At 56.9% G+C, this 24,625-nt stretch carries 27 protein-coding genes and 1 pseudogene; 17 read left to right on the top strand and 11 right to left on the bottom strand.

Annotated features, from left to right (window positions below):
- Positions 1 to 37: 37 nt before the first annotated feature.
- The gene (locus AT687_RS13165; protein WP_016830281.1) at positions 38 to 466 is read right to left on the bottom strand and encodes a hypothetical protein; all 429 of its coding nucleotides are present in this window, start codon (positions 464 to 466) and stop codon (positions 38 to 40) included.
- A 174-nt stretch (positions 467 to 640) separates the two neighbouring features.
- A complete protein-coding gene (locus AT687_RS09755) occupies positions 641 to 1,492 on the bottom strand; it encodes a hypothetical protein (RefSeq protein ID WP_014319354.1) in 852 nt (283 codons plus the stop codon).
- Between the two features lie 347 nt (positions 1,493 to 1,839).
- Between AT687_RS09755 and AT687_RS13350 the strand changes: the two genes are divergently transcribed.
- Both AT687_RS13350 and AT687_RS13345 read left to right on the top strand, forming a co-directional pair.
- Positions 1,840 to 2,064 carry a hypothetical protein gene (locus AT687_RS13350; protein ID WP_016830282.1) on the top strand — a complete coding sequence of 75 codons (225 nt, stop codon included), beginning with the start codon at positions 1,840 to 1,842 and terminating at the stop codon, positions 2,062 to 2,064.
- Positions 2,065 to 2,073: 9 nt separating this feature from the next.
- Entirely contained in the window at positions 2,074 to 2,145 is a 72-nt protein-coding gene (locus AT687_RS13345; protein ID WP_269146787.1) for a hypothetical protein, read from the top strand.
- A 100-nt stretch (positions 2,146 to 2,245) separates the two neighbouring features.
- On the opposite strand, the gene AT687_RS09745 is transcribed toward AT687_RS13345, so the two are convergent.
- The 4 genes from AT687_RS09745 to AT687_RS09730 all read right to left on the bottom strand — a co-directional run bounded on the left by AT687_RS09745 (position 2,246) and on the right by AT687_RS09730 (position 7,555).
- Entirely contained in the window at positions 2,246 to 6,088 is a 3,843-nt protein-coding gene (locus AT687_RS09745) for a Pls/PosA family non-ribosomal peptide synthetase (RefSeq protein WP_014319353.1), read from the bottom strand.
- On the bottom strand, positions 6,089 to 6,550 hold the full coding sequence (locus AT687_RS09740; protein ID WP_014319352.1) for a MarR family winged helix-turn-helix transcriptional regulator: 462 nt from the start codon (positions 6,548 to 6,550) through the stop codon (positions 6,089 to 6,091).
- Between the two features lie 75 nt (positions 6,551 to 6,625).
- Positions 6,626 to 6,922, bottom strand: coding sequence for a rhodanese-like domain-containing protein (locus AT687_RS09735; protein ID WP_014319351.1), 297 nt, complete (start codon positions 6,920 to 6,922; stop codon positions 6,626 to 6,628).
- Positions 6,923 to 7,078: 156 nt separating this feature from the next.
- The gene (locus AT687_RS09730; protein WP_003852922.1) at positions 7,079 to 7,555 is read right to left on the bottom strand and encodes an inorganic diphosphatase; all 477 of its coding nucleotides are present in this window, start codon (positions 7,553 to 7,555) and stop codon (positions 7,079 to 7,081) included.
- Positions 7,556 to 7,589: 34 nt separating this feature from the next.
- Here AT687_RS09730 and dacB point away from each other — a divergent pair, with 34 nt between their 5' ends.
- The 13 genes from dacB (at position 7,590) to AT687_RS09665 (ending at position 18,458) form a co-directional block, all read left to right on the top strand.
- Positions 7,590 to 8,870 (top strand): D-alanyl-D-alanine carboxypeptidase/D-alanyl-D-alanine endopeptidase, encoded by a 1,281-nt coding sequence (dacB, locus tag AT687_RS09725; RefSeq protein ID WP_014319350.1) that lies wholly within the window; start codon positions 7,590 to 7,592, stop codon positions 8,868 to 8,870.
- Positions 8,863 to 9,741: a tRNA lysidine(34) synthetase TilS gene (gene tilS, locus AT687_RS09720; protein ID WP_014319349.1), complete on the top strand. Its 879-nt coding sequence runs from the start codon at positions 8,863 to 8,865 to the stop codon at positions 9,739 to 9,741. The genes dacB and tilS overlap by 8 nt, the downstream gene beginning before the upstream one ends.
- A gap of 20 nt (positions 9,742 to 9,761) precedes the next feature.
- Positions 9,762 to 10,349 carry a hypoxanthine phosphoribosyltransferase gene (gene hpt / locus AT687_RS09715; RefSeq protein WP_014308708.1) on the top strand — a complete coding sequence of 196 codons (588 nt, stop codon included), beginning with the start codon at positions 9,762 to 9,764 and terminating at the stop codon, positions 10,347 to 10,349.
- 131 nt (positions 10,350 to 10,480) lie between these two features.
- Positions 10,481 to 12,946 (top strand): ATP-dependent zinc metalloprotease FtsH, encoded by a 2,466-nt coding sequence (ftsH, locus tag AT687_RS09710; RefSeq protein WP_014307324.1) that lies wholly within the window; start codon positions 10,481 to 10,483, stop codon positions 12,944 to 12,946.
- Between the two features lie 7 nt (positions 12,947 to 12,953).
- Positions 12,954 to 13,526 (top strand): GTP cyclohydrolase I FolE, encoded by a 573-nt coding sequence (gene folE, locus AT687_RS09705; protein ID WP_014319348.1) that lies wholly within the window; start codon positions 12,954 to 12,956, stop codon positions 13,524 to 13,526.
- Between the two features lie 2 nt (positions 13,527 to 13,528).
- Positions 13,529 to 13,843 (top strand): thiol-disulfide oxidoreductase DCC family protein, encoded by a 315-nt coding sequence (locus tag AT687_RS09700; RefSeq protein WP_014319347.1) that lies wholly within the window; start codon positions 13,529 to 13,531, stop codon positions 13,841 to 13,843.
- Between the two features lie 123 nt (positions 13,844 to 13,966).
- Complete coding sequence (gene folP, locus AT687_RS09695; RefSeq protein ID WP_014319346.1) at positions 13,967 to 14,803, top strand: dihydropteroate synthase; 837 nt, start codon at positions 13,967 to 13,969, stop codon at positions 14,801 to 14,803.
- A 5-nt stretch (positions 14,804 to 14,808) separates the two neighbouring features.
- The gene (folB, locus tag AT687_RS09690; protein ID WP_014310827.1) at positions 14,809 to 15,174 is read left to right on the top strand and encodes a dihydroneopterin aldolase; all 366 of its coding nucleotides are present in this window, start codon (positions 14,809 to 14,811) and stop codon (positions 15,172 to 15,174) included.
- 9 nt (positions 15,175 to 15,183) lie between these two features.
- Positions 15,184 to 15,663 (top strand): 2-amino-4-hydroxy-6-hydroxymethyldihydropteridine diphosphokinase, encoded by a 480-nt coding sequence (gene folK, locus AT687_RS09685; protein WP_014310826.1) that lies wholly within the window; start codon positions 15,184 to 15,186, stop codon positions 15,661 to 15,663.
- Positions 15,660 to 16,127, top strand: coding sequence for a DUF3180 domain-containing protein (locus AT687_RS09680; RefSeq protein WP_003852904.1), 468 nt, complete (start codon positions 15,660 to 15,662; stop codon positions 16,125 to 16,127). The genes folK and AT687_RS09680 overlap by 4 nt, the downstream gene beginning before the upstream one ends.
- Position 16,128: 1 nt before the next feature.
- The gene (locus AT687_RS09675) at positions 16,129 to 17,046 is read left to right on the top strand and encodes a DUF6779 domain-containing protein (RefSeq protein ID WP_014319344.1); all 918 of its coding nucleotides are present in this window, start codon (positions 16,129 to 16,131) and stop codon (positions 17,044 to 17,046) included.
- A complete protein-coding gene (locus tag AT687_RS09670) occupies positions 17,043 to 17,666 on the top strand; it encodes a 6PGD fold domain-containing protein (RefSeq protein WP_014319343.1) in 624 nt (207 codons plus the stop codon). Before AT687_RS09675 ends, AT687_RS09670 begins: the two co-directional genes overlap by 4 nt.
- Before the next feature lie 12 nt (positions 17,667 to 17,678).
- Positions 17,679 to 18,458 carry a pantoate--beta-alanine ligase gene (locus AT687_RS09665; RefSeq protein WP_014319342.1) on the top strand — a complete coding sequence of 260 codons (780 nt, stop codon included), beginning with the start codon at positions 17,679 to 17,681 and terminating at the stop codon, positions 18,456 to 18,458.
- Here the strand turns inward: AT687_RS09665 and AT687_RS09660 are convergent.
- The 4 genes and pseudogenes from AT687_RS09660 to AT687_RS12470 all read right to left on the bottom strand — a co-directional run.
- The gene (locus AT687_RS09660) at positions 18,455 to 19,747 is read right to left on the bottom strand and encodes a dicarboxylate/amino acid:cation symporter (protein WP_014319341.1); all 1,293 of its coding nucleotides are present in this window, start codon (positions 19,745 to 19,747) and stop codon (positions 18,455 to 18,457) included. The two genes, AT687_RS09665 and AT687_RS09660, sit on opposite strands and share 4 nt — an antisense overlap.
- A gap of 49 nt (positions 19,748 to 19,796) precedes the next feature.
- Entirely contained in the window at positions 19,797 to 19,994 is a 198-nt protein-coding gene (locus AT687_RS09655; protein WP_014319340.1) for a type II toxin-antitoxin system antitoxin, read from the bottom strand.
- On the bottom strand, positions 19,994 to 20,962 hold the full coding sequence (locus AT687_RS09650; RefSeq protein ID WP_014303862.1) for an SPFH domain-containing protein: 969 nt from the start codon (positions 20,960 to 20,962) through the stop codon (positions 19,994 to 19,996). Before AT687_RS09650 ends, AT687_RS09655 begins: the two co-directional genes overlap by 1 nt.
- Before the next feature lie 88 nt (positions 20,963 to 21,050).
- A pseudogene (locus tag AT687_RS12470) lies at positions 21,051 to 21,287 on the bottom strand (IS110 family transposase); the annotation flags it as partial.
- A 149-nt stretch (positions 21,288 to 21,436) separates the two neighbouring features.
- Here AT687_RS12470 and AT687_RS09645 point away from each other — a divergent pair.
- On the top strand, positions 21,437 to 22,360 hold the full coding sequence (locus tag AT687_RS09645) for an ABC transporter ATP-binding protein (protein ID WP_014302343.1): 924 nt from the start codon (positions 21,437 to 21,439) through the stop codon (positions 22,358 to 22,360).
- Entirely contained in the window at positions 22,357 to 23,115 is a 759-nt protein-coding gene (locus AT687_RS09640; protein WP_014307314.1) for an ABC transporter permease, read from the top strand. The genes AT687_RS09645 and AT687_RS09640 overlap by 4 nt, the downstream gene beginning before the upstream one ends.
- A 19-nt stretch (positions 23,116 to 23,134) precedes the next feature.
- Here the strand turns inward: AT687_RS09640 and AT687_RS09635 are convergent, their stop codons facing one another.
- Positions 23,135 to 24,586, bottom strand: a complete 1,452-nt coding sequence (locus tag AT687_RS09635) for a YcaO-like family protein (protein WP_014319338.1) — start codon at positions 24,584 to 24,586, stop codon at positions 23,135 to 23,137.
- Between the last annotated feature and the right edge of the window lie 39 nt (positions 24,587 to 24,625).

Below are 24,625 nucleotides of genomic sequence, written 5' to 3'. Positions count from 1 at the left end.
GGGGCATTTTCTTCTACTTCCGAGGTGTGGGTATTAACTACTGTCCCCCTCGGCTTAACAATAACGTAGTAGGGAGCATCTCATATTCGGCTCCTAGTGTGAGCAATTTAGAAGGTGCGCACTGATCACCAGCACCTTGGGTACCGGGGGCAAGCAACGCCGCTGGGCGCGGCCCTAGGACACGCCATGGAGAAGTCGGGGTGAAAATGGTCGCTGTTGTAGGAGTATGCTGTCCATTGGGATGCGTTGAAGAATAGGCAATGCGCTTTGCTTTTACCAGCGTGTTCAGCACGCCAATCGGTAATTCTTGTTCGCTTAGAACCATACCAGCATCAGTGTTATTAGCGTCTGGAATAGGGGAATAAAAAGTATCGAGCTGGGAGAATGGAACAGTAGATTGAGCTGCGGGCTTAGGAATCAAAAGAAGTGCTAGCTTATTGTACTTAAAAGCATAATAAGCTAGCACTTTTCTATATAGGGAGTAGAGCCAATCTAGCATTCATGATAGGAGATCAGCTTAGCTAATTTTGTCCATTAAAATAAATTAATTGGAGATTAGTCGCTAGCTTTGGAGTCAAAGTGATGCCCAGATCGAGGGGGGCACTGTGGCGCGAACGCTGATCTGAGCATCATTGATAGACTAGAGGCGGAAAATATGTTTAATTATAAACCAAACCGTACCGCCCAAGAACGCTAAGACACCTAAAGTCTTGGTAAGCCAGCTAAAAACGGTGCTCCTGTTGGACTTTGGTGGTATAACTTGTTCGTCCTGATCTGGTGGTGTATCTTGTCCGCCCTGTTCTGGTGGCGTAGGTTCGTCGCCCTGTTCTGGTGGTGCAGGTTGTTCGCCCTGCCCTGGTGGTGTAGGTTGTTCTTTACTTTCAACAACAATCGTAAGGTTTAGTTTTGTTGCATCGAACGTGCTTGAGCCTCGAGCGAACTCTGGATCAGGTTGGAACTCGGTTTGGTACTTACCTAGTTGATTGCCGGCTGTATATGAGTAATCTATTGTGACGTGGTTGCCTATATCTCCAAAAAGCGATCCTTTATTTGGCGTAAATTCAATTGTCTGGTCGCCGGTTTTATCGAAAGTGCCATAGTGAAGGTTGTCTAGCGTTCTCACCTGCGGCTTAGGTGAGCCAGTTTTTTTAACTGTAAGCGAACCTGACTTAGCGGAAAATTCTTGTATTGGTGAGACTTTTTCCTTAAAGCCGGTAAAACCGTGATTTGCTCTGTCTGTTTTTCCTTTCAGATCGAGTTGTACATGGATGGTATCACCGGGATTGACATAGATTGTATTAGGATCTTGGGGTTTAGAATTATTATTCCTATTTATTGCGGAAATGCTTCGGGTAAGCAAGAAGTCGTCTCTAACGTCTATGCTGCTGCTGATGGTTTTTTCGTTTGAATTTTCTTGAGCAATGGCAATATTTGGGGTGCACAGCGCCATCGCCACTAGTGGAGCAACTATTTTTGTTGTCCGTATATTCATAAAACCGCCTAGGATGAGTGGATTGTTAGATGCTGAAACACACTACACACACTTAACTCTAAGTTAGAAATAATTAAAACCACGCTTGATTCTTGCATGGTGACAATACTTCAGGTGTGTAGACGGTAGTGTGGGTTATGCATCCTCCTGATATCCAATTTATTATTTATGCCTTGTTGATTTAGAATAATGTGAAAATACTATTTGTCAAATAAATATATTGAGGGATTGTGTGACTGCACGGGGGTGTCGTCTGGTGATGCTTGCAACGACTTTGACATTTTTGTATCAAACGTCACACTTGCCTCAGTGTTTGCTAAAGAGCCACAGAACGTACGAGTATTGCCGTGCATGCATTGATGGGACTGTCAACTGGACAGCCGGCTAATGGTACGAAGATCGATTTCCGCAAGTTACCAGAAGTAGACGTAAACGACACACCAACCGGCAAAGTAACCAAAGTCGTCACTAAGAAAACCGAAGGCGGCGTGGCAAAATTCGATAACCTCAAACCAGCCCTCTACCTCGTCGTTCAAGAGCTCAACGGCGCAGAGGCGGTGGTGCGTTCGTAACCGTTCTTGGTGGCAGCGCCACAAACAAACCCTGCTGGCAACGGCTGGCTCAAAGACGTGCACGTGTACCCCAAGCGCTAGGCTTTGTCTGAGCTGGTAAAAACTGCTGAGGATCCGGATGCCACGCAGCCTAGTTTCTCGGTGGAGCGCCCGCAGGGTAAGCCGTGGTTGATCAAGGTGGCTAATGTGTCGGCATCCACACTGCCATTGACTGGTTTAAATCGTTACTTGCGGTGGCGATGGGGTTTCCTTGCCAGTGAGAGTGGGCGGGGACGTCGTCGCCACGCATGACTAGTGAGCCTGGCCCTACGGTGGTGGCCTCTCCGATGCGGGAGGCCGGCAGCATGACGGAGTGTGCGGCAAGAGTTGCACCTGCGCCTATGTGGACGTGGTCGAGGCTCATCACGCGGTCGTGGAACAGGTGTGTTTGTACGACTGTTCCAGGGCCTACGGTGGCTGCTGTACCGACGTGGCACAGGTCGGTTTCGGGGAACCAGTAGCTGTCGATCCACGCGCCGGGGCCGATGCGGACGCCGAGGAGGCGAAGACCTGAGTTGATGAGGCCGCTGCCGGTGCAGTGATGGAAGAACCAAGGGGCTGCTACGACTTCCACGAAGGTGTCTTGGAGTTCGTTGAGCCAGACGAACCAGCTCCACAGGGGGTGGTTGCCTGGGCGGTGACGGCCTACCGTACACCATTTCACCGCCGCGGTGATCGTGATGGCTAGTGCTCCTGCCACGCACAAGGCTAGGCCGGTGCCAAATAGTGCGGCCACCACCCCAAATCCTAGAAGCCACTGCGCGGAAACGAGCACTGCGGCCAAGAGGAAACCACTGGTGATAGGTGCTGTTAGGCGAAGGACTTCTACCATGGCGCGTAGGAATTTTTTGCCCACGGTGGGGTAGAAGGTGCTGGTGGCGGCAGCGCAACTGTTCACGGTGACGCGTCGCATGCGTTCTGGTGGTGAACCCCACCAGTTAGAACCAGAACGAGCCTTTTTAGGCACCTGCGAGAGCACCGCCACCAGCGAGTTTTTGGCTAGTTTGCGGCCTTGGAGCGCAATACCAGAATTGCCCACGAAAGAGCGCTTGCCAATGATCGTGCGCCCCAAGCGCATCCAGCCACCGCCGAGCTCGTAGCCACCGATGAGGGTGTCGTCGGCCAAGAAAGCGCGGTCGCGGATCTCAGATAACGAGGGTACCATCACCGCCGTAGAAATCTCCACATCCTTGCCTACCTTCGCTCCTAGGAGGCGGAACCACCACGGGGTGATAAGCGAGGCATACAGCGGGAACAGGTAGGTGCGGGCGTCGTCAAGCAGGCGCTCAATGCACCACACCCGCCAACCGCGCGCCGAACGCACCGCCGTAATTCCAGGGGAAAGCCGCCAACCCAACAACCGAACCAACACCAACACCAACAGGGCATACAACCCCATGGCCGCTACCACGCCTAGCGGCACCCACCACCACAACGCAGTATGGGTACGCTCCTGCCAACGCCACACCACCACCATTCCGGCAGCAACCGCCAGCAACGGTAGCAGTGCCAACACTAACGACGACACCCCATACACCGGCACCCAGCGCGACCTACGCGGCGGATGTGCATTGGGGAAACGATGCTTGGAACGCCCCACCTTCGCCGCCGGCGAACCCGACCACCGCGCACCAGCTTTAACCACTGCGCCCGTGACCGTTGAACCAGCCTCAATATGAGCACCGGCGCCAATGACCGTGCCAGGCAACAACGTGGAACGCGCACCCACGCGGACATCCTCAGCAATCTCAATAGCACCCACATGGACCACATCGCCATCAACCCACACACCACTAAGATCAACCTCAGGTTCCACCGCGCAATGATCACCCAAACGCAAAAGGCCCGTCACCGGCGGCAGCGTGTGCAAATCCACCCCACGACCAACCTGGGCACCCAACACACGGGCGCAATAATTTACCCACGTCGCGCCAGCAATATCACCCGCACCGAAGGCGTCGAAAAGCCGCTGTGCCACCCACAAGCGCATATGAGTGACACCGCCGCGCGGATAATCCCCAGGCGAAATCCGTGCTGTGATAAGCCGCGCACTCCACGCCCCCAACGGCAACCGCCCCACAGGCGTTGCCACCAGCACCGTGAACAACACCACAAACAACCACGGCAGCGGGCGCGCCCAACTAGCACCCCAACCAGCAGCAACATTGTTGATCACCAACAACCACGCCACCCAACTAGCCGCCCGAATAGTTGCACACAACCAAATAATGGCCGCCTGGACCACCCGCGTAACCAACGGCACCGGCCTCAGCTCACGCGGCTTAGCCACCGCCGCGCCAAGCAGCTGCTCCACAACCTCAGCCAACGCCCCCAACCGCGGATGATCATACAAATCCCGCACCGACATCGTGGGAGCCTTCTGCCGAATCCGCGACACCACCCCAGCCGCCGCCAACGACGTACCACCTAAAGCAAAAAAGTCCGCATCCACATCACCAACCGGAACCCCCAACACATCCACCCACAACTGGGCCAACCACTGCTGCGTCGGAGTGAAATCCGAGCCCGTGACCTGCGCCGACTCCAACGGCCACGGCAACGCCTTCTTATCCGCCTTACCCGACGTAGTCGTCGGGATCTCCGGCAGCACCACAAGCCGTGGCACCATAGCCCGAGGCAACTCATCTAAAGCAGAAGTATCAATATCAACGTCCGGATCCTGCGGCGACACATACGCCACCAGCACCTTCTCGCCAGCGGCAGTTTCACGAACAACCACCGCATACTGCGCCACATTAGGCAACGCAGCCACATGAGCCTCCACCTCGCCCAACTCAATCCGGCGGCCACCGATCTTGACTTGGTCGTCGATACGCCCCACAAAATACAAGCCGTCCTCGCACAAGCGCACATGATCCCCCGAACGATACGCGCGCTCCCAGCCAAGCTCCGCCGAAAACTTCTCCCGATCCTTCACCGGATCCAAATACCGAGCAAGTCCCACCCCGCCAATAACCAGCTCGCCAACGTCCCCCATAGCCACCGGCTGACCATCAGCACCTACTACCGCGGTATCCCACCCCGCCAGCGGCAACCCAATCGCCACCGGTTGGCCAGCCTCCAAACGCGCAGCACACGTGACCACCGTAGCCTCCGTCGGACCATAGGTATTCCACACCTCGCGGCGTGACGACGCCACCCTGGCCACCAACTCCGCCGAACAAGCCTCACCGCCCAAGATCAACAAGCGCACATTATCCAACGCCTCCGCAGGCCACATGCCCGCAAGAGTGGGAACCGTCGACACAATCGAAATATCACGACTAATCAACCACGGGCCCAAATCCAACCCAGTACGCACCAACGACCGCGGAGCTGGAACCAAACACGCCCCATGCCCCCACGCTAGCCACATCTCCTCACAGGAGGCATCAAACGCCACCGACAACCCCGCCAACACGCGATCATCAGGGCCAATCGGCTGATCGCGCACAAACAACTCACGCTCAGCATCCACAAAAGCAGCAGCGCTGCGATGCGACACCGCAACACCCTTCGGCTTACCCGTCGAACCGGAAGTAAAAATAATCCACGCCGTATCCTCCAAACGCGGCCCCGCGGTCAGCGGCTGCGCCTGCGCAGCGGTCACCCTTAGCCCTGAAACAGACCACACCGCATTAACGTGGGCCTCCCCGAACACCAACTCCGCACGCTCATCCGGATCATCTGCATCCACCGGCACATACGCCGCCCCCGCACACAACACTGCCAAAATCGTCACATACAAATCCGGCTGCCCGGAGGGCAACCGCACACCCACCCGACAACCAGCACCCACCCCAGCAGCATGCAACTGCGCAACACGATCATCGACCAACTCCGCAAGATCCGCATATGTCAACACATCGCCACAATCTAAGGCCGCAGCCTCCGGGAAGGCGGCCACCGATGAGCGAAAAATATCCACCAACGTACGCGGACGAGGTGCCTTATCAGAACGAAGAAACTGCTCAGGAACCACCATCTACACCCCAAAAACCAACTGGTTGGCCAACCGACGCAGCATCGCCTGCGCTGTTGTCACATCACCCGCAGCCGCCAACACTTGGGCTTCCGCCTGCGCTACCAACACCGATAATTCCTCATACAATGCGCGCCCCGAATCCGTAATATGCACCAAATGCCTACGGCGATCCCGAGGATCGAGCTCCCTGCGCACCCAACCATGGCTTTCCACCGAATCGATCAAACGCACCATGTCGGAAGGATCCACCCCCAGCGCGGCAGCAATTGCCACCTGAGTCGGTGGCTCCACACCAGCTACAAAACCCAAAATCCAATACTCCCGCATACGCACCGAATACCTGGACAACACCTCCTCGCTGCCATCGCGCAAACACTTACGAATGCGCTCCGCCTGAAACGTAGGAGAATGAAGCAGGTCAGCGGGAATTTCTGGGGTCATACACCCAAGGTTAGGTGACACGGCCGATAAAAACCTAGAAAAAGGAAAAGGCACTGCAAGGAGACTCCCTACAGCGCCACGCGGAAAAAGAACGAACTACTCAGTGGGCAAACCGGCAGCAACCCAGCCGTCGGTACCCTCGGCAACATTGATCGCATCAATATCGCGAGCATTCAAATACTCGATGACACGAGCACTGCGCCCGCCACCTTTACAAATGACGTAAATGTCCTTGTCGCAATCGATCTCACCCACGCGGGTAGTCACCTCGCTCATAGGAATATTCTTCGCGCCAGAGGCATGCACCACGGCGAACTCGTCAGTCTCGCGGACGTCGATAAGCTGTGCGCCCGCAGGCACCTCAGTCACTGATACTTCACGCATAACGAACATGCTAGCTGTTTTCCTAGGGGAGTGGGCAACCCCGCAACACGGATACCCCCATAGGTATGTGACCTAGAGGAAAAGGCCCAGTACATAAGGCATCATCATGACAAAAATGCCAAACGCACTAGGCCGATAATTACCTCAAACGGTACAGACTAAAAACTAGCCCTGGTAACGCTCGATGGACTCAGCGTGAATCTTCTCAGCCTCAGCCTTGTCACCCCAACCGGAACCAGTGACCTCCTTGTTTGGCTCAAGATCCTTGTAGTGCACAAAGAAATGCTCGATCTCATCGCGCAAGAAAGAAGAAACATCCTGGATGTCCTGCAGGTGATCCCAACGTGGATCATCGATCACGCAGAGCAGCTTATCGTCGCCGCCAGCCTCATCGGTCATCTTGAAAACACCCAGTGGACGAGCCTTGACGATCACACCTGGGAAAACTGGCTCAGGGAGGATGACCAGCGCATCCAATGGGTCGCCGTCCTCACCAAGAGTGTGGTCGATGAAGCCGTAATCCAGCGGGTATGCCATAGGGGTGAACAGGTAGCGGTCGAGGTACACCTTGCCAGTCTCGTGGTCGACTTCGTACTTGTTGCGGGAACCCTTAGGGATCTCGATGGTGACTTCAATGCTCATTGCATTCTCCTCATTGACTATAAGAAATAAGACTGTGCTTGATATTAGCAGTAGGCTGGTTGCGATGAATGGCGCAAAGTGGTTGGCAGCGACGATCGCTGCAACAGTAGTGGTAGCAGGCACTGTGACAACGGGAGTCGTAGTACAACAAAAACTTTCCTTAACGCACCAAGCCCCCTATAAACCCATCGAGCCTGCTCGCGGCATCACCGCGCTGACAGACAAAGGGACAACCAACAACGAGGCGCTACGCAGCACCGTCGGTGCACTCGCACAAGACCCCAGGCTTGCAGGATTCGCCGGCAAAATTGTCGACGCCACCACCGGTGAAGTGATCCTAGAAAAAGACGCCGACAAACCACTGACCCCAGCCTCGGCAACCAAAATGCTCACTGCCACCGCGGCGCTCTACGAACTAGGCCCCGAACACCGCATCACCACCGAAGTGATCAAACAAGACGACCACACCGTGGTTATCAAAGCCGCAGGAGACGTCTGGCTTACCGACGAACGCCTCGACCAACTAGCACGCAAAATCAAAGAAAATATGCCCAGCGTGAACACGGTCCTCGTAGACACCTCCGCATGGAGCGGCGACAAAATACTAGGCGGATGGGACCCCGACGACGTCAACGCCGGCTACGTAGCACCCCTCGAACCCATCATGCTCTACGGCGGACGCCTCGGCGCCAAAGAAGGCGACGTACCACGCAGCCACAACCCAGGACTCGACGTAGCTGCCGCACTCGCACAACGCCTCGGCGCAGGAACCAAGGGCTACACCGACTCCGCCACCGGCGAAGTCATCGCCACCACAGAATCCGAAGCCCTAGAAAAACGCATCTCCCAAATGATGCAACACTCCGACAACGTGATGGCAGAAGCCATCGGCCGTGAAATCGACGCCACCCAACCCGTACAAGCAACACTGCGGATCCTCAGCGAACACGGCATCACCATCGGCGCCTCCGAAGTAGCAGACAACTCAGGGCTCTCCCTCCACAACCGCATCACCCCAGCGCTACTCACCCAAGTAGCCACCAAGGCCGTAACCGACCCCGAAGTCCACTCGCTCATCCTCGCCCTGCCCGTCGCAGGCGGCAGCGGAACACTTATCGACCGCTACGCAGAACTCGACGGCCGCGGCTGGGTACGCGCCAAAACCGGAACCCTCACAGGAGTATCGGCGCTGGTCGGCGTGGTGCCGTCGACAAGCGGACACATCTACAGCTTCGGCCTCATCTCCAACGGCTCCGAAATCCTCGAAGCCCGCGCAGCCCTCGACACCATCGCCTCAGCACTTCGCGATGCATAAATTCTGGCCCCGCCACAGCCCCAACTTCATGGCCTGCCGCGTCGCCGTACGCACAGTACAACCCCGCGACATCACCGTCGGCCTCTCCGGCGGCGCAGATTCCCTCGCTCTCGTCGCAGCACTATGCGCCGAAGACTACAACGTCCACGCCCTCTGCGTAGACCACGGACTCCAACCCGGCTCCCACGAAGTAGCACAACAAGCAGCCCACCACGCCCGAACCTTCGGAGCACACACCGAAATCATCAGCGTCACCGTCGCGCCGGGCAACCTCGAAGCCAACGCACGAACCGCCCGTTACCACGCACTCCACTCCCGCAACCTCCCCGTCGTTGTCGGCCACACCGCCGACGACCAAGCCGAAACACTCCTGCTCGGCGCGCTACGCGGGAAAGCCACAGGAATGCAGATCCACACCGACAACCTCTGGCGGCCACTGCTTGGCGTTCGCCGCGCCACCACCCTCGCCGCCTGCGCAGAACTCGGAATCGAACCTTGGCACGACCCCCACAACGCCAACACCGACTTCCTGCGCGTAGCACTACGCACCCAGGTCGTGCCGCTGTTGTCCGACATCATTGGCGGCGACGCAGTGCCAGCATTGTCACAAGCCGCCACCTTGATCGCCGAGGACACTCACGCCTTGCACGTAGACACCCCCGACGACCGAATCGCCCAGCTAGCAGGCATGCCACCAGCGTTACGACGCCGCCACCTCGTAGCACTACTCCAAGCCTACGGGGCGCGCGTGAGCGCCGCTCACCTGCGTGCCGTCGACGCATTAATAACCAATTGGCACGGCCAAAAGGCCGTTCCAGTGGGAAACGGGTTGGAAGTGACCCGCAAAGATGGCAGACTTTCGGTTAGCTGATTATGAAAGGTGAAACCCCTATGCACGATTCGAAGGAACTTCCAGTGCCAGCCAACCCCTACGGTAACGACGTGAAAGAAGTACTGATCACCGAAGATCAACTTCAAAACCGCATCCAAGAACTGGCTGACCTCGTATCTGAGAAGTACCGCGATGAAAAAGAAGACCTGGTACTGATTTGTGTGCTCAAGGGTGCAGTGTTCTTCCTCACTGACTTTGCGCGCAAACTGAGCATTCCATGCCAGATCGAATTCATGTCCGTCAGCTCCTACGGCAACTCGGCGTCGTCGTCAGGCGTGGTACGAATCCTTAAAGACCTCGACCGAGACGTCGCAGGCTGCAACGTTGTGATCGTTGAAGACATCATCGACTCCGGCCTCACCTTGAAATGGCTGATCAAGAACCTCTCTGGACGCAAACCAAAGTCCCTAGAAATTGTCACCCTCTTGCGCAAGCCAGAAGCAGTAAAGACCACCATCGACTGCCTCGACATAGGCTTTGACCTGCCCAACGAGTTCGTCATTGGCTATGGCCTCGACTACGCAGAAAAGTACCGCGACCTCCCCTTCGTCGCATCCTTGAACGAGAACGTGTACACCGAACAATAGGGTAGGGGCACCTCAAAAGAAACCAGCTGGGAACGTCTGGCTGGTTTTATGCGTTACTAAAGGCAGAACCTTTAAGTAGCTTTTCCACATTCATTTAAGAAAGGGACCGGCACACAAGAGCCGGTGCGTGCATGAACAACAAAAAGACCCTGCAATATGGCGTGATAGCCGCCATCGTGCTCATGGCCATTTATGTGTTTACTTTCCTTGGAAATGACACCCGAGGCTATAAGCCCGTAGAAACTTCCGTGGCAGTTACCCAACTGGATAACAAAAACGTCAAGGAAGTAGAGATCGACGATCGCGAGCAGCGCCTGCGTATCAAGCTCAAGAACCCGATCGAACACGAGGGGCAAAAAGATGTCTCGGAAATCCTGACCAAGTACCCTGCACGCGCCTCCGCCGACATCTTTAGCAAGGTAGAAAAGTCCGAGGCAGAAAAGTTCACCACCAAGGTGAACCAAGAAAACTTCTTCGTCTCCATGCTGAGCTACATCCTGCCGATGTTGCTCATGTTCGGCATCATCATGTTTATCTTCAGCCGCATGCAAGGCGGCCAAGGTGGCATCGGAGGCATGTTCGGCTTCGGCGGCTCCCGCGCCAAAGAGCTCGACAAAGACATGCCCACCAACACCTTCGCGGATGTCGCCGGTGCAGACGAAGCTATCGACGAGCTGCACGAAATCAAAGACTTCCTCGAAGACCCCACCCGCTACGAAGCACTCGGTGCAAAAATCCCACGCGGCGTTTTGCTCTACGGTCCTCCCGGCACCGGTAAAACACTGCTCGCACGCGCAGTAGCCGGCGAAGCAGGCGTACCGTTCTACTCCATCTCCGGCTCCGACTTCGTTGAAATGTTCGTCGGCGTGGGCGCATCCCGCGTCCGCGACCTCTTCAAACAAGCCCGCGAGAACAGCCCCTGCATCATCTTCATCGACGAGATCGACGCAGTCGGCCGCCAACGTGGCTCCGGCATGGGCGGCGGACACGACGAACGCGAACAAACACTGAACCAAATGCTGGTGGAAATGGACGGCTTTGGCGACCGCGAAGGCGTCATCATCATGGCCGCCACCAACCGCCCCGACATCCTCGACCCAGCACTGCTGCGCCCAGGACGCTTCGATCGCCAAATCCCAGTGACCAACCCAGACCTCAAAGGCCGCGAACAAATTCTGCGCGTCCACGCCAAAGGTAAGCCCTTTGCCAAAGACGCCGACATCACCGCACTGGCACGCCGCACCGCCGGCATGTCTGGTGCCGACCTCGCCAACGTGCTCAACGAAGCAGCATTGCTCACCGCACGTATCGGCGGCAACGTGATCACCGCAGACGCACTCGAAGAAGCCACCGACCGCGTGATCGGCGGCCCACGTCGATCCTCCAAGGTGATTTCCGAAAAAGAAAAGAAGGTCACCGCCTACCACGAAGGCGGCCACACCCTATCCGCATGGGCACTCAAGAACATCGAGCGCGTGTACAAAGTGACCATCCTGGCGCGTGGACGCACAGGCGGCCACGCCATGACCGCCCAAGAAGATGACAAAGGCATGTACAACCGCGACGAGCTCTATGCACGCCTCGTGTTTGCCATGGGTGGCCGCGCAGCCGAAGAACTCGTCTTCGGTGAACCAACCACCGGCGCCTCCGCCGACATCGAACAAGCCACCAAGATCGCCAAAGCCATGCTCACCGAGTACGGCATGAGCCCATCACTGGGCATGGTCAAATACGGCGAAGAACAAGGCGACCCCTTCTCCGGCCGCGGTGGAACCGGCACCCTAGAATACTCCCCGGACGTTGCTGCCCAAATCGACCGCGAAATGCAATACCTGCTGGATAAAGCCCACGCAGAGGCTTACAGCATCCTTGCTGAGCACCGCGACTACCTTGACAAACTCGCCGAAAAGCTCCTCGAAAAAGAAACACTGCGACGCCCCGACCTCGAAGCACTATTCGAAGGCATCGAACCACGCGAAGTGGGCGACGTATTCCCTAACGAAAACGATCGCTTCCCACGCCAAGCAGGCCGCGAACCAGTCAAGACCCCAACCGAGCTCGCTATCGAGCGCGGCGAAGAACCACCTAAGCCCTTCTCCATCCTGGAGGCATCCAAGGCCGCACGTGCCAAGCGGGAAGCAGAACTCGCCGCACGCAACGCAGGGGCTGCCCCCGTAGCACCCGCACAAGGACCACAGGAACCCGCACGCGGACTCGGACACATGGACGGCACCGCGCAGCGCGTCGAAAAGCCTGCAACCCCTGCGACCTCTGCAACCAAGGAACAACGCTACGGTGGCACCCCGCCACCACAAGGCTGGACCGCACCAGGGTGGCCACCAGCGCAACCCAAGGACGCAGACACCCCTGCCTCCGTGCACCCCGGCGTGAAAAACTACGCAGACGACAGCACACCAGCAGCCCCTGCCGAACCACAGGAAGAAGTAGGCTTCCAACTTCCAGAAAACGAGCGCACCGAAAACCCGTGGGAGAAACCAAACGATGAATCCGGACGCCACCGCGCACCCGCCGACAGTGAGCGCCCCTCGTCTGATCCCACCCAAGTGATCAAACGAGTCGAAGAAACTGACGAGTAACACACCCATGACCGCACAATTTGATCAACAACGCGCCGAAGCCGCAGTCCGAGAACTCCTCATCGCCGTCGGAGAAGATCCCGACCGCGAAGGACTGCAAGAAACCCCAGCGCGCGTAGCCAAGGCCTACGCCGAAATGTTCGCAGGCCTGCACACCGACCCCACCGAGGTCCTCGCTAAAACCTTCAGCGAGGACCATCGGGAAGTGGTCCTAGTCCGCGACATCCCGATCTACTCCACCTGCGAACACCACCTAGTGCCCTTCTTCGGCAAAGCACACATCGGCTACATCCCAGGTGAATCCGGAAAAGTCACCGGCCTATCCAAACTCGCACGACTCGTTGACCTCTACGCCAAACGCCCCCAAGTCCAAGAACGCCTGACCACCCAAGTGGCAGACGCACTGGTAGACAAGCTACAAGCCCAAGCAGTCATCGTGGTCATCGAATGCGAACACCTCTGCATGGCCATGCGTGGAATCCGCAAACCAGGAGCCGTGACCACCACGTCTGCAGTTCGCGGCGGATTTAAAACCGACGCAGCCTCCCGCGCAGAAGTACTCAGCCTCATCCGCGGCTAACAATGACCTTCATCTACGACAGCGACTGCGGATTCTGCCAATGGTCCGCACAGCACCTCGCCCGCATCAACCCAGCCTTGACCATCACACCAGGGCACCCCGCCGCCGCCGAACTCCACACCGAGCACGGCGTTGAGCGCGGCCACCGAGCCATCGGACTGGCGTTAGCGCAAGCACCGCGCCGATGGGCTCGCATCGCCGGCTGGGTCCTCCTACAGCGCAGCCTGCACTGGCTGTTCGCCGGAATCTATGCGGTGATCGCCCGCTACCGGCATCGACTCGGGCCATTGGTGGGGGCGTCGTCATGCAGACTATAAGAATATGACTGCAACAATCGGCCTGGTGAGTTCACCCAACTCGCCAGGCCGATTTTTATCAACGCGTAGTATGAGCACCACAACCACCCAAATACAACAGGCAAGTGATAAAAGGAGCAGGGCGTGAGCGCGAAAGACTTCATCATTCCCGAGCGAACAGCCGTCATGGGCATTGTGAACGTCACCGAAGATTCATTTTCCGACGGTGGCCGCTGGCTCGACATTGATGCCGCAATCGACCACGCCCGCGACCTCGTCGCAGCAGGCGCAGACATCATCGACGTCGGCGGCGAATCCACCCGCCCAGGCGCCACCCGCGTCGACCCCGACGTGGAACGCAGCCGCGTGATCCCCGTCATCCGGGCGCTGTCCGAAGAAGGCATCGCCACCTCCATCGACACCATGCGCGCCAGCGTTGCCGCCGCAGCAGCCGAAGCCGGCGTAAAACTCATCAACGATGTTTCCGGTGGGCTCGCCGACCGCGCCATGTACTCCGTCATGGCCGACACCCAACTACCGGTCTGCCTCATGCACTGGAAGACCGTTCGCTTCGGGGACGCAGCAGGAAGCGCCGACCACGGCGGCGACGTTGTAGCAGACGTACACCAGACCCTAGATAAGTTGGTCACCTCTGCACTCAACGCCGGTGTCAAAGAAGACAACATCACCATCGACCCTGGCCTCGGCTTTGCCAAAACACAAGAAGATAACTGGGCACTCTTACGCGCCCTACCGGAATTTATCGCAGGCCCATACCCCGTGCTCGTAGGAGCATCACGCAAACGCTTCCTGATGGCAGTCCGCGCCGCCCGAGGCCTGCAATCAGGGCCAGTCGACGCCGACCCCGCCACCGCAGCGGTGACAGCGATCGCCGCACAAATGGGAGCATGGTGCGTGCGCGTCCACGAAGTAGCAGTTTCCCGAGACGCGGTCGACGTTGCGGCCCTATGGAATGCGTGATCGTTATGGCTGATCGTATCGAACTTAAAGGCTTGCACTGCTTTGGCTACCACGGGGTTTTCGAACACGAAAAACGCGAAGGCCAAAACTTCATTATCGACGTCACCTGCTGGCTGAATCTGCGCCCCGCAGCAGCCTCAGATGACCTGACACACACCGTGCACTACGGGGAATTAGCCCAGCTAGCTCACGATATTGTGACAGGTCCACCACGTGACCTCATCGAGACCGTAGCCGGAGAGATCGCCGAATCCGCGATGGCAACATTCCCGCTTATCACAGCCATTGAGGTCACCGTGCATAAGCCACAGGCACCGATTCCTCTAGAATTTGCCGATGTAGCAGTAGTTGCCCGTAGGTCGAGGAGGTAACCGGCGAATATGCGCGCAGTGCTTTCTATTGGTTCGAATATGGATGACCGCTATGCCTTGCTGCGAACGGTTGTCGAAGAATTCGCGGGAGAGATCGTGGCAGCATCCTCGATCTATTCCACGCCCCCGTGGGGAGTAGAGGACCAAGACGAGTTCCTCAACGCAGTCGTCATTGTGGACGTCGATAGTTCACCCCTTGAGCTGCTACGACGTGGCCAGCGCCTAGAAGAGGCCGCGTGTCGACGTCGCCTGCGGCACTGGGGTCCGCGCACCCTCGACGTCGATGTCGTGACCATCTACAACGACGACGACACGCAGATGCGATCCACCGACCCCGAGCTGACCCTTCCGCACCCCTACGCCCACGAGCGAGCCTTTGTGCTTGTGCCTTGGGCAGAAGCAGACCCCGAAGCTGAATTGCTAGGCCAGAAAGTAGCTCAGCGCGCCGCAGCACTGGGCGAAACATTTCCGGTGGTGGGAAGCCTATGAAATCCACCAACTGGGTAGCACTGATCGGCCTCGGCGTGTTCGCAGCCGCAGCCTCGTTACTTCTCGTCGCACGATTCTATGGCTCAATGAGTTCAGTGCCCGTCAGCGTTGCACTCATGCTCTGGGCGATGACGATACTGTGCGTGCTGCTCGCCGTGCGGGTGCGAGGCAGGATTCGCGACGAAAAAATCGGGCAAGATCGCTCCCAGCTCAACCCCGTGACCGCCGCTGAATTCCTCATCGTAGGAAAGACCTCCGCGTGGACGGGCGCACTATTCGGGGGAGCGTACACCGGCATGGCCTGTTATGTTGTGGCGAAGTATTCAGAACTAGCTGCGGCAGCGCAGGATACCCCTGTCGTTGTAGCGGCAGCACTAGGAGGAGTGGGGATGTCGGCTGCCGGATACTGGCTGGAAAAGTGCTGTACCGTGCCGCCCCCACCACAGGGCGAGGGAGTGCGGTAGTTTGGAACGCATGGAGAAGGACAACGGGCAAAAACTTTTGATCGCGCTGGTTGTGTTATCACTGATAGCCAGCGTAGTGATGCTTCTAACGGGCAACGTAGGCGCACTCAAGATCGCGCTTTTGGCATCGCTGTGGGCAGCAGTCATCGGTTTTTTCCTCGTGAGTCGCTACCGCACCCAAGCAGAACTGGCACGTGCGGAACTAGAAATTGAACGCGAGCACCACAAGTCGGAGCTCGATGCAGCACGCGAAACCGAACAACAGCTGCGCCAGCGCGATGAAGAAACTCTAGAAAAAATCAAAGAGCAGCTCAACGAGGTGCGCACCCAGCTAGAGTCCCTCACCGGTCAAGTGTTTACTGAACCAGCTATGCTGCGCGCACAGGCACGCCGTATCCATGAGATCGAAGCCGCAACACCGAATGCTGCCCCGAGCGCTTCAGAAAACATCGCCGAGGTAGTCTCCCGCTTTACCCCCACCACTGCGGAGAAAAGCCCAGAGCCTGCGCGTAGCCCACGCGTTGACGAGACTGCAGAGTTTAAGATCCCAGCTCCTGAGACATCAAACCCCGAGGCTGCCAAGGAAAAGAAGCCCAAGCCGGAGCCAGAAAAGAAGCAGACCAAGAAGCAAGAACTGCATATCCCAGGTGCGAAGTTCCAAGACTACTTGGATAAGCCAGCACCCAAGCCCACGATTGCGGAGCCGCAGGGTTCCTACTTTGATCAAAAGTCCTTCCAAGAGGCGGCAGCCCCTAAACAAAAAGAGCGTACTTTTGATACTGGTCAATTTGCCAAGGTGGACTGGTTGCAGGGGCGCGGCTCGGAAAAAAAGAAGAACGAGCCGCATGGGCGTAGGCGTCGCGACGAACACAATAACTCTGTTTCCGTTGCCGACCTGCTCAAGCGGAACCAAAAATGACGCCACCGCGCATGCGGATCAGTGGCCAAAACGAATTCGTGAAAGCACTTCTCGAGCACGGGCATGTGCTTGTCGAGGCCAGCGAAGCCGAGCTGATATTTGATCCCACGCAGCTTGTTCGACGCGGCCAGATCGTAGCCCACCTTGGGCACGCCACACTTGCAGATCTTGACGCATATTCCAGCGGGCATGCCTTTGTGCTGACCGAGCTCATGCCACAGATCTACGCTGTGACCGCCTCCGATGAACTCGCCGGCATGGTGGCAGAACTTTTGATAAGCGAACTCGGCGGACGCGTAGTTCATGTGCCAGAAAGCCAACGCGATCGCCTCACCGCAGGGCTTGCCTACGCAGGGTTTATCGGCCAAGTGCGTAGCGAAGCCCGCAACCTGCTCACCGAGGCTCTGGGTAATGCCCATCATGCCGACGAAGTGGTGGAACAGCTCACCGACGCAGTCGCCCCGCCACTGAATGTAGCAGCTCTCGAACGCGGCTACCATGCCATCGACTCGGTGGGAACCAAGCGCCTCTACGCCCAGCTTGCCCGTCGAAGCGGGGAAGTGTTCCACAACAACGACGTGGAGTTGTGGGCAATGAATCAAGAACAAAATAACACATAAGGAATACAACGAGTGTTTGAATACCGTGCTGCCACACTTTTCGACGCAGCAAAAATCGCCATGGTGGCACGCGCCTTTAAAAAACAAGGAAAGCCCGTCGTATTCGTCCCACTCGGCAGTGGAGTACATGCCGGACACCGCGCATTGCTGCGCGCCGCACGACGAATCCCCGGTGGCATTGTGATCGTGGCCAGCCAGCACGATGATCCCGCCTTTGCAGAAGAAGGCGTTGATGCAGTGTTCTTGTACGAGCCGGAAGAACTGCGCACCCTTATTCAGGTGCCGAGCATCGGGATGCAGCCAGCTCAAGAACTCTCCGAGGCAGTCACCCGTCGAATCGCCCTAATGAACCTCGTTGGTCCCAGCGATGTGATCTTTGGTGAAAAAGACTACGAGCTACTGGTTCGCACCCAGCAAGCTCTCAATGACCTCAACATTCACGTCACCGTGCACTCCGTACCTACTGTTCGCATGCCGGACGGAATCGCCATTTCTTTGCGCAACGCCACCGTTCCTGAACAAGATCGCGAACACGCACTCGCACTATCGGCAGCCATCACCGCCGGAGCGCATGCGGCAGAAGATGGCAAAGAAGTCGTGCTGCGAGTTACCCATCAAGTGCTGGAATCGGCTGGTGTGACTCCTGACTATGTGGAACTTCGTGCCATGAATCTTGGTGAAGCGCCAAAAACCGGCGACGCTAGGTTATTTGTAGCCGCAACCTTTGGGGGTGTGCAGCTAACAGATAACGCCGGCGTGCCGGTGGGAGTGGGATTTAAAAACCTCGACTAGGAGGCGGTGATACGGGCTTCGGCGTCCTCGCGGGAGGCGTCGAAAAGCGTGCGATCCAAGATCTTTTCCTGGCGGGCCACGATCGCTGGGACCAATGCTTGGCCGGTCACGTTGACCGCGGTACGGCCCATGTCGATGATCGGCTCGATAGCAAGCAGAAGGCCGACGCCCTCAAGTGGCAGACCCAAAGTAGACAGCGTCAAGGTGAGCATCACGGTAGCGCCCGTGGTGCCAGCCGTTGCCGCAGAGCCCAAGACAGAGACGATAACGATGAGGATGTAATCAGTAAACGTCAGTGGCATGGCGTAGAACTGTGACACGAAGATGGCCGCCACAGCAGGGTAGACCGCTGCACAACCGTCCATCTTGGTGGTAGCGCCCAGTGGCACCGCAAAGGATGCATAGTGCTTAGGCACGCCGATCGCTTCGCTAGTCTGCTCGGTTACGGGCATAACGCCCATTGAGGAGCGGGTGACAAAACCCAAGGAGAATACTGGCCAGACGCGCTTGTAAAACTGAACCACGCTCAGTCCGTGGAACTTCAGTACCAGCGGATAGATCACAACAACCACGATGGCAAGGCCCACATAAATCGTGAGGACGAATTTGCCCAGTGCGCCCATGGCTTCGAAACCATAGGTGGCTACCGCCTTGCCGATCAAGGCTGCGGTGCCGATGGGGGCGAGCCTAATAATCCACCACAACACCTTCTGGATGATCTCCAAAAAGGAGCGGTTGAAGTTGATAAAAGGCTCGGCTTTTTCACCGACTTTGACTGCAGCGATGCCGAGTGCGATGGCGATCACGAGGATTTGCAGCACGTTGAAGCTTAGCGAGGTGGTGGCTGCGCCATCGACGATTTTGGTGGTGGACTGTAAACCTAAAATGTTGGAGGGCACGATGCCTTCGATAAATGCCCACCACGAGCCGACTGACGACGGCGCCTTAGCGGTGTCTTGGAGCCCAGTAGTTTGACCTGGTTTGAAGATAAGGCCGACCGCGATGCCTGCCAGTACGGAGAAGAACGCGGTGATGGCGAACCAGATCAGGGTTTTTACTGCTAATCGGGCGGCGTTGGTGACTTGCCGCAGGTTGGCGATGGACGTAATAACAGCGGTGACCACCAGTGGGGGGATCAACACTTTGAGGAGGGTGACGTAATGACTGCCAATGGTGGTCAGTGTGGCTGTGAGCCAATTACCTTCCGGCATTTTGTTGGCGATGAGCCCTAAGACTACGCCTGCGATGAGGCCGTAGATGACCTGAGCTCCGAAGCTATTCCATTTCATAAATAGACACAGTAGTACGCAATAGTCTGTTTTTAAAAGACCGATTGGTCTATTGGTGCTTTTTTGCAGGTCGGCCAGGCTTTGAGATCTTGCCAACGTTCTTGGGGAGGCGTCCGGCGCGACGTAATTGTTCACGTAACATCATTTCGATTTGGGAATTCACACTACGTGTTTCGTCCTGCGCCCACCGCGAAATCGCATCGGCCACAGCGGGATCGATGCGAAGCGGAATATTTTTACGGGGCATTAGGTATAAAGGCTGCCTGTGTTGAGAACGGGTTGGGCATTGTTGTCAGAACATAATACTACGAGCAGATTCGATACCATCGCAGCGCGTCGTTCTGGGTCAAGGTCAACAATCTCACGAGACTCCAACTGCTCCAAAGCGCTTTCCACCATGGATACGGCACCTTCAACGATCGTCTCACGGGCATCCACGATCGCGCCGGCCTGCTGGCGTTGCAACATCGACTGTGCGATCTCGGGAGCATAAGAAAGGTTGGAAATACGAGCCTCGATGATCTCGAGTCCGGCCACAGCAACGCGTGCTGCTACTTCGTCGGCAAGCTCTTGGGATACCAGCTCAGTGGAGCCGGAAAGGGAAGGTGCTTTGGCTGTGCCGCCATCATATGGGTGGGTGGTGGCAACGTGGCGCAGTGCCGATTCGGACTGGGAGTGGATGAACTCTTCCATGTCTTCAACCGCGAAGGTGGCCTGGGCGGTGTCTGCCACCTGCCAGACGATGATCGCGCCAATGTTGACGGGATTGCCGTTGAGATCGTTGACCTTGATCTCGTTTGTTTCAAAGTTGCGCACGCGAACCGACACCTTGGTGGTGGTGCTAAGCGGTGGCACTACAGAAAGACCGGTGATGCGAGAGGTGCCGAGGTAGCGACCAAAAAGTTGCACAACGCGAGTGTGTCCAGGGGAGGTCACGCGCACCATGCTGAGGACTATAACGGCAAGGAGGATAAGGATAATGCCTGCTATCAGCATCGCGATCAATGCTGGTGAGGTGGGTTCTGCCGTGGAATCCATCTTTTCTGCCGCCATGATGATCATGGTGATAGCAGCGATGAAAACGGCGCTGCCCAGCGTGAGAATGCCAAGTGCTAAGCCCGTGCCACCAGTCCATGGCTGTTTTTCGGTGATGTGGACGCGGGTGCCTTCATGGCCAACGGGTTGTGTGTTGGTGGTGGGGGAGTGGGTAGGCATGGTTGGGGTTGTGATCCTTTCAAGGTGGGTCCGATGGGAGGGGTGTGTTAAAACCTGATATCACTTTAATTTAAGTGATATCACTTTTTCAAGGGGTGGTGATGTTTGTACTGGAGGAGGGGGTGTCTCGGTAGAGTTCTCCGCTGCGCATCATGGCGAATAAGACGTTGAGGCGTCGGCGTGCGAGCGCGACGACTGCGGCGTTGTGTCTTTTGCCTTCGTTGCGTTTTCGTTCGTAGAATTGCCGGCAACGCTCGTGGAATCTGATCGATGCACAAGACGATTGCCATAGGGCGTTGTTCAATTTTTTGTTGCCGGCCCGGTTGGACAGGCTATGAATCTTCGGTGCTTTGGGGTGGAACTGCTAACAACGTAATGGCTTGGGATAAGGGCTTCTAACCTCTCGATGGTTACTCATTATTTTAAGCGATATATACCCTTTTCATTGGCTAACTAATCGGCTAACATAAATTTATGAGTACGCCAGTCATTCAAGTCTCCGAGCTTACCAAGTCGTTCTACCGGCACGGCCAACGTGGGCTTGTTGCCGTCGATCGGGTGTCGTTTAGCGTCCCACAGGGCCAGATTGTTGCTTTTTTGGGTCCAAACGGTGCTGGAAAATCCACAACGATCGACATGATTTTGGGGCTCAGCTCGCCTGATTCTGGTCAGGTGAAAGTACTTGGTGAGCCTCCGCACAAAGCCGCATGCTCTGGCAAGTGCCAGGCAGTGCTTCAGTCTGGTGGGTTGCTTCCCGACTTCACAGTGCGGGAAACTATTCAGGCAGTTGCCGCCGCACATGGAGCGCGTGGGCGGGTAGAAGACGTGATTAAGCGTTGGGATCTGTCTAGTTTTGCTCGCAGAAAAGTAGAGAAATGCTCTGGGGGCCAGCAACAGCGATTGCGTTTTGCGTTGGCCATGCTCTCAGATCCGCAAGTGCTTATCTTTGATGAGCCCACTGCCGGATTGGACGTTGAGGCACGTCGGAAGTTTTGGCGCATCATGCGCGAAGAAGCGGATGCTGGCCGCACGATTATTTTTGCTACTCATTACATCGAAGAGGCGGATGATTTCGCGGAGCGCGTCATCTTTATCAGCGAAGGAAAAATCGTCGCTGATGGCCCCATCGAAAAAATTAGGGCGTCAGTTCGAGGTGCAACCGTTAGCGCTGTTATTCCGGGTGCTTCCACGAAAGAGCTCGCTGGCCTGCCTGGGGTTAAGACCGTAAGCATTAACGGTGATCGAATCACACTGGACACTACGCAGCCAGACGACGTTGCGCGATACCTCCTTAATCGCACATCTGCTTATGACTTGTTAGTTTCAACGACATCGCTTGAAGACGCATTTATTGAGCTGACTCATTCACGCGATGCTAAGGCAAAGGACGCAGCATGAATATTCGGTTTGGTCTCATAGACGTCAAGCGCATCGTGCGTAATCCGGCGAACCTAGTATTCGCAATCTTGCTGCCAGCGGGAATGTACATCCTTTTTGGTGCTATCCAAAGTTATGGGGAGATCAAGCTGGGGCACGGCAATGTAAGCGCGACAGTGATGGCATCGATGGCTGCCTATGGTTCTGTCACCGTGGCGACGAGCCTTGCTGCCGCTTCGGCGCTGGAGCAGGAAAAAGGCTGGGGACGCCAGTTGGCGATGACCCCTCTCGTTGGCGGGAAATACATTGCTACCAAGGTATTTACGGTTTTGGTGGTTTCCCTTGCCCCAGTCATCGTGGTGTACGCCATCGGCGCTTTGACGACGGCCCAGATAGAAGGCGATCTTCGGTGGGCTTTGGCGTTCTTAGCGTCATGGCTTACGGCGGTACCTTTTGCGCTCTTTGGGCTGGGAATCGCACTGCTTATTCGCGGTGAGGCTGCCTTGTCCATTGCCTCTTTCGGCGTACTGATCTGCGCATTTTTGTCCAACATGTTCATTCCGCTCAGCGGATTTTTGCTCTCCATGTCACGTTTCATGCCGCTCTACGGGGTAAATAAACTAGCGCGTTTTCCTATATCTGGCGCAGAAGAGGCCGCTGCGGATGGGACATTAGCCTCTGCTCCCCTGTGGTGGGCCGTAGCGAATATCACCGCGTGGGCTGTTGTGTTTGCGCTACTAGCCTTCGCGGCGTCGAAACGCCAGCAAAAACGATAAAGGTAGTGCCTCGGAGCGGTTACGCAAAGGGGTGGCACGTCGTTTCTAATGGGTTTATGATGCCACCGGTTGCTTGGCTGCAAAGCTGGGCGGGTCGCTCCATAAACTGTGCTCGTTGGCGGTCCCAACCAAAGTCGATAGGGACGAGGCCTGGGACGACCACGGTCACGGCTGTGAGGCCATATTCCTGAACCTCGGCCAGCGTGGTATTTATGCGGATGGGGTCAAAGCCGGCGTCGATAAGCGCTGCGAGAGCAGACGGGGTAACTGAGTCTTCAGCCCTGCTGCACCGACGCGGTGGTTGATCTGCGCCGAGTAGCCTGTCGATGGGGGTTGTCCACTCTGGGAGCGACACCTGATTAGCGTGGTCAAGGACAGAACGAATATGTTCCGGCACAGCTGACCCGGCACTGCGAACGCGCTTCCGCTCGGGGTAAAAAGCCCAAGCTTCGTTGAGAGCTGCGACGGCTGCAGCACTAAGCGAATCGCGGCAGGCCGATCCTAAAGACACTGCCACGCCGTCGTCGACGCAGGCGATAACCACGGGGAATCCGAGATCGGTATAGGCCCGGGCGAGTCGGATCCGAAGCCTCAGTATCCGTGCACGGCAGAGTAGCGGGCCGAGTTCGGCAATAGAGCTGGGGAGGATGGGCTGGGTAGGAATCGATCGCACCCACGTGGACATGATGGCATCGCGTTCGATGAGCTCAAGGCATGCCGCATGGGTGGCATCGGCCAGTGAAACTCCAATGGCTGAGCCAGAGGAATTGCCCACGGCCCAACGACGCGCTGGAACGTCTCCGTAATAAACGCATTCAACGGGCAGAAACACAGAATCGTGCGTGCGAAGATTGCGTCCCTCCACCCACATGTGTGGCTCATCAGGCGACCATGGAACCAAGCCGCTATTGAGGGCGAGCATGTCCGCCCCGAATCCTAGCTGCGTAGGGGACACAACTTTTCCTGAAAAGCTGGTCGCCGGCCCCACAGTCACTCTTCCCCTGGAATGAGCACAGCACAATCTCTCCAGGCCTTCCAGGGCTGCAATGTTTCGACTGTGGTGTAGCGACTCTGTCTGCCCCGACCAGGTGAGGTCGAGGTGGCAGAGAGGGGTTCTTATGCGGGTTACGCCAGAAAACGGGACGGACGTAGTCCAGCCTCGATCCGAGTGGCCAGGGCCAAGAATCCCCACGAAGGGGGCGAGCGCAGAATGGACTATTCCATCGAGGGCATCCAGCGGGAGCCTATGGGACCCTGCCTCCGCAACAGGCGCGGGGCGAGGAGCCTTAATGATCTGGCTGGTAAGCACATGAATGGCCCAGATGGAGTCATCTGATAGGTCGGCAGCCGCATCGCGGAGGACTTTTAAGGCATGCGTGGTAGCAAAGCCAGCCGTCCGACGGTGGTCGACTTCGCGTGGCGGAGGTGTATCTGCAGGAGCAGTAAACGCGAGTAAAGAAGCACTAGTCATGTCGCATGCAGAACCGGAGCACAACGGGGAAGTCGCTGT

The sequence above is a fragment of the Corynebacterium diphtheriae genome, assembly GCF_001457455.1.
In the GTDB taxonomy this organism is placed as follows: domain Bacteria; phylum Actinomycetota; class Actinomycetes; order Mycobacteriales; family Mycobacteriaceae; genus Corynebacterium; species Corynebacterium diphtheriae.
This window is presented reverse-complemented; position numbering and strand designations above follow the sequence as displayed.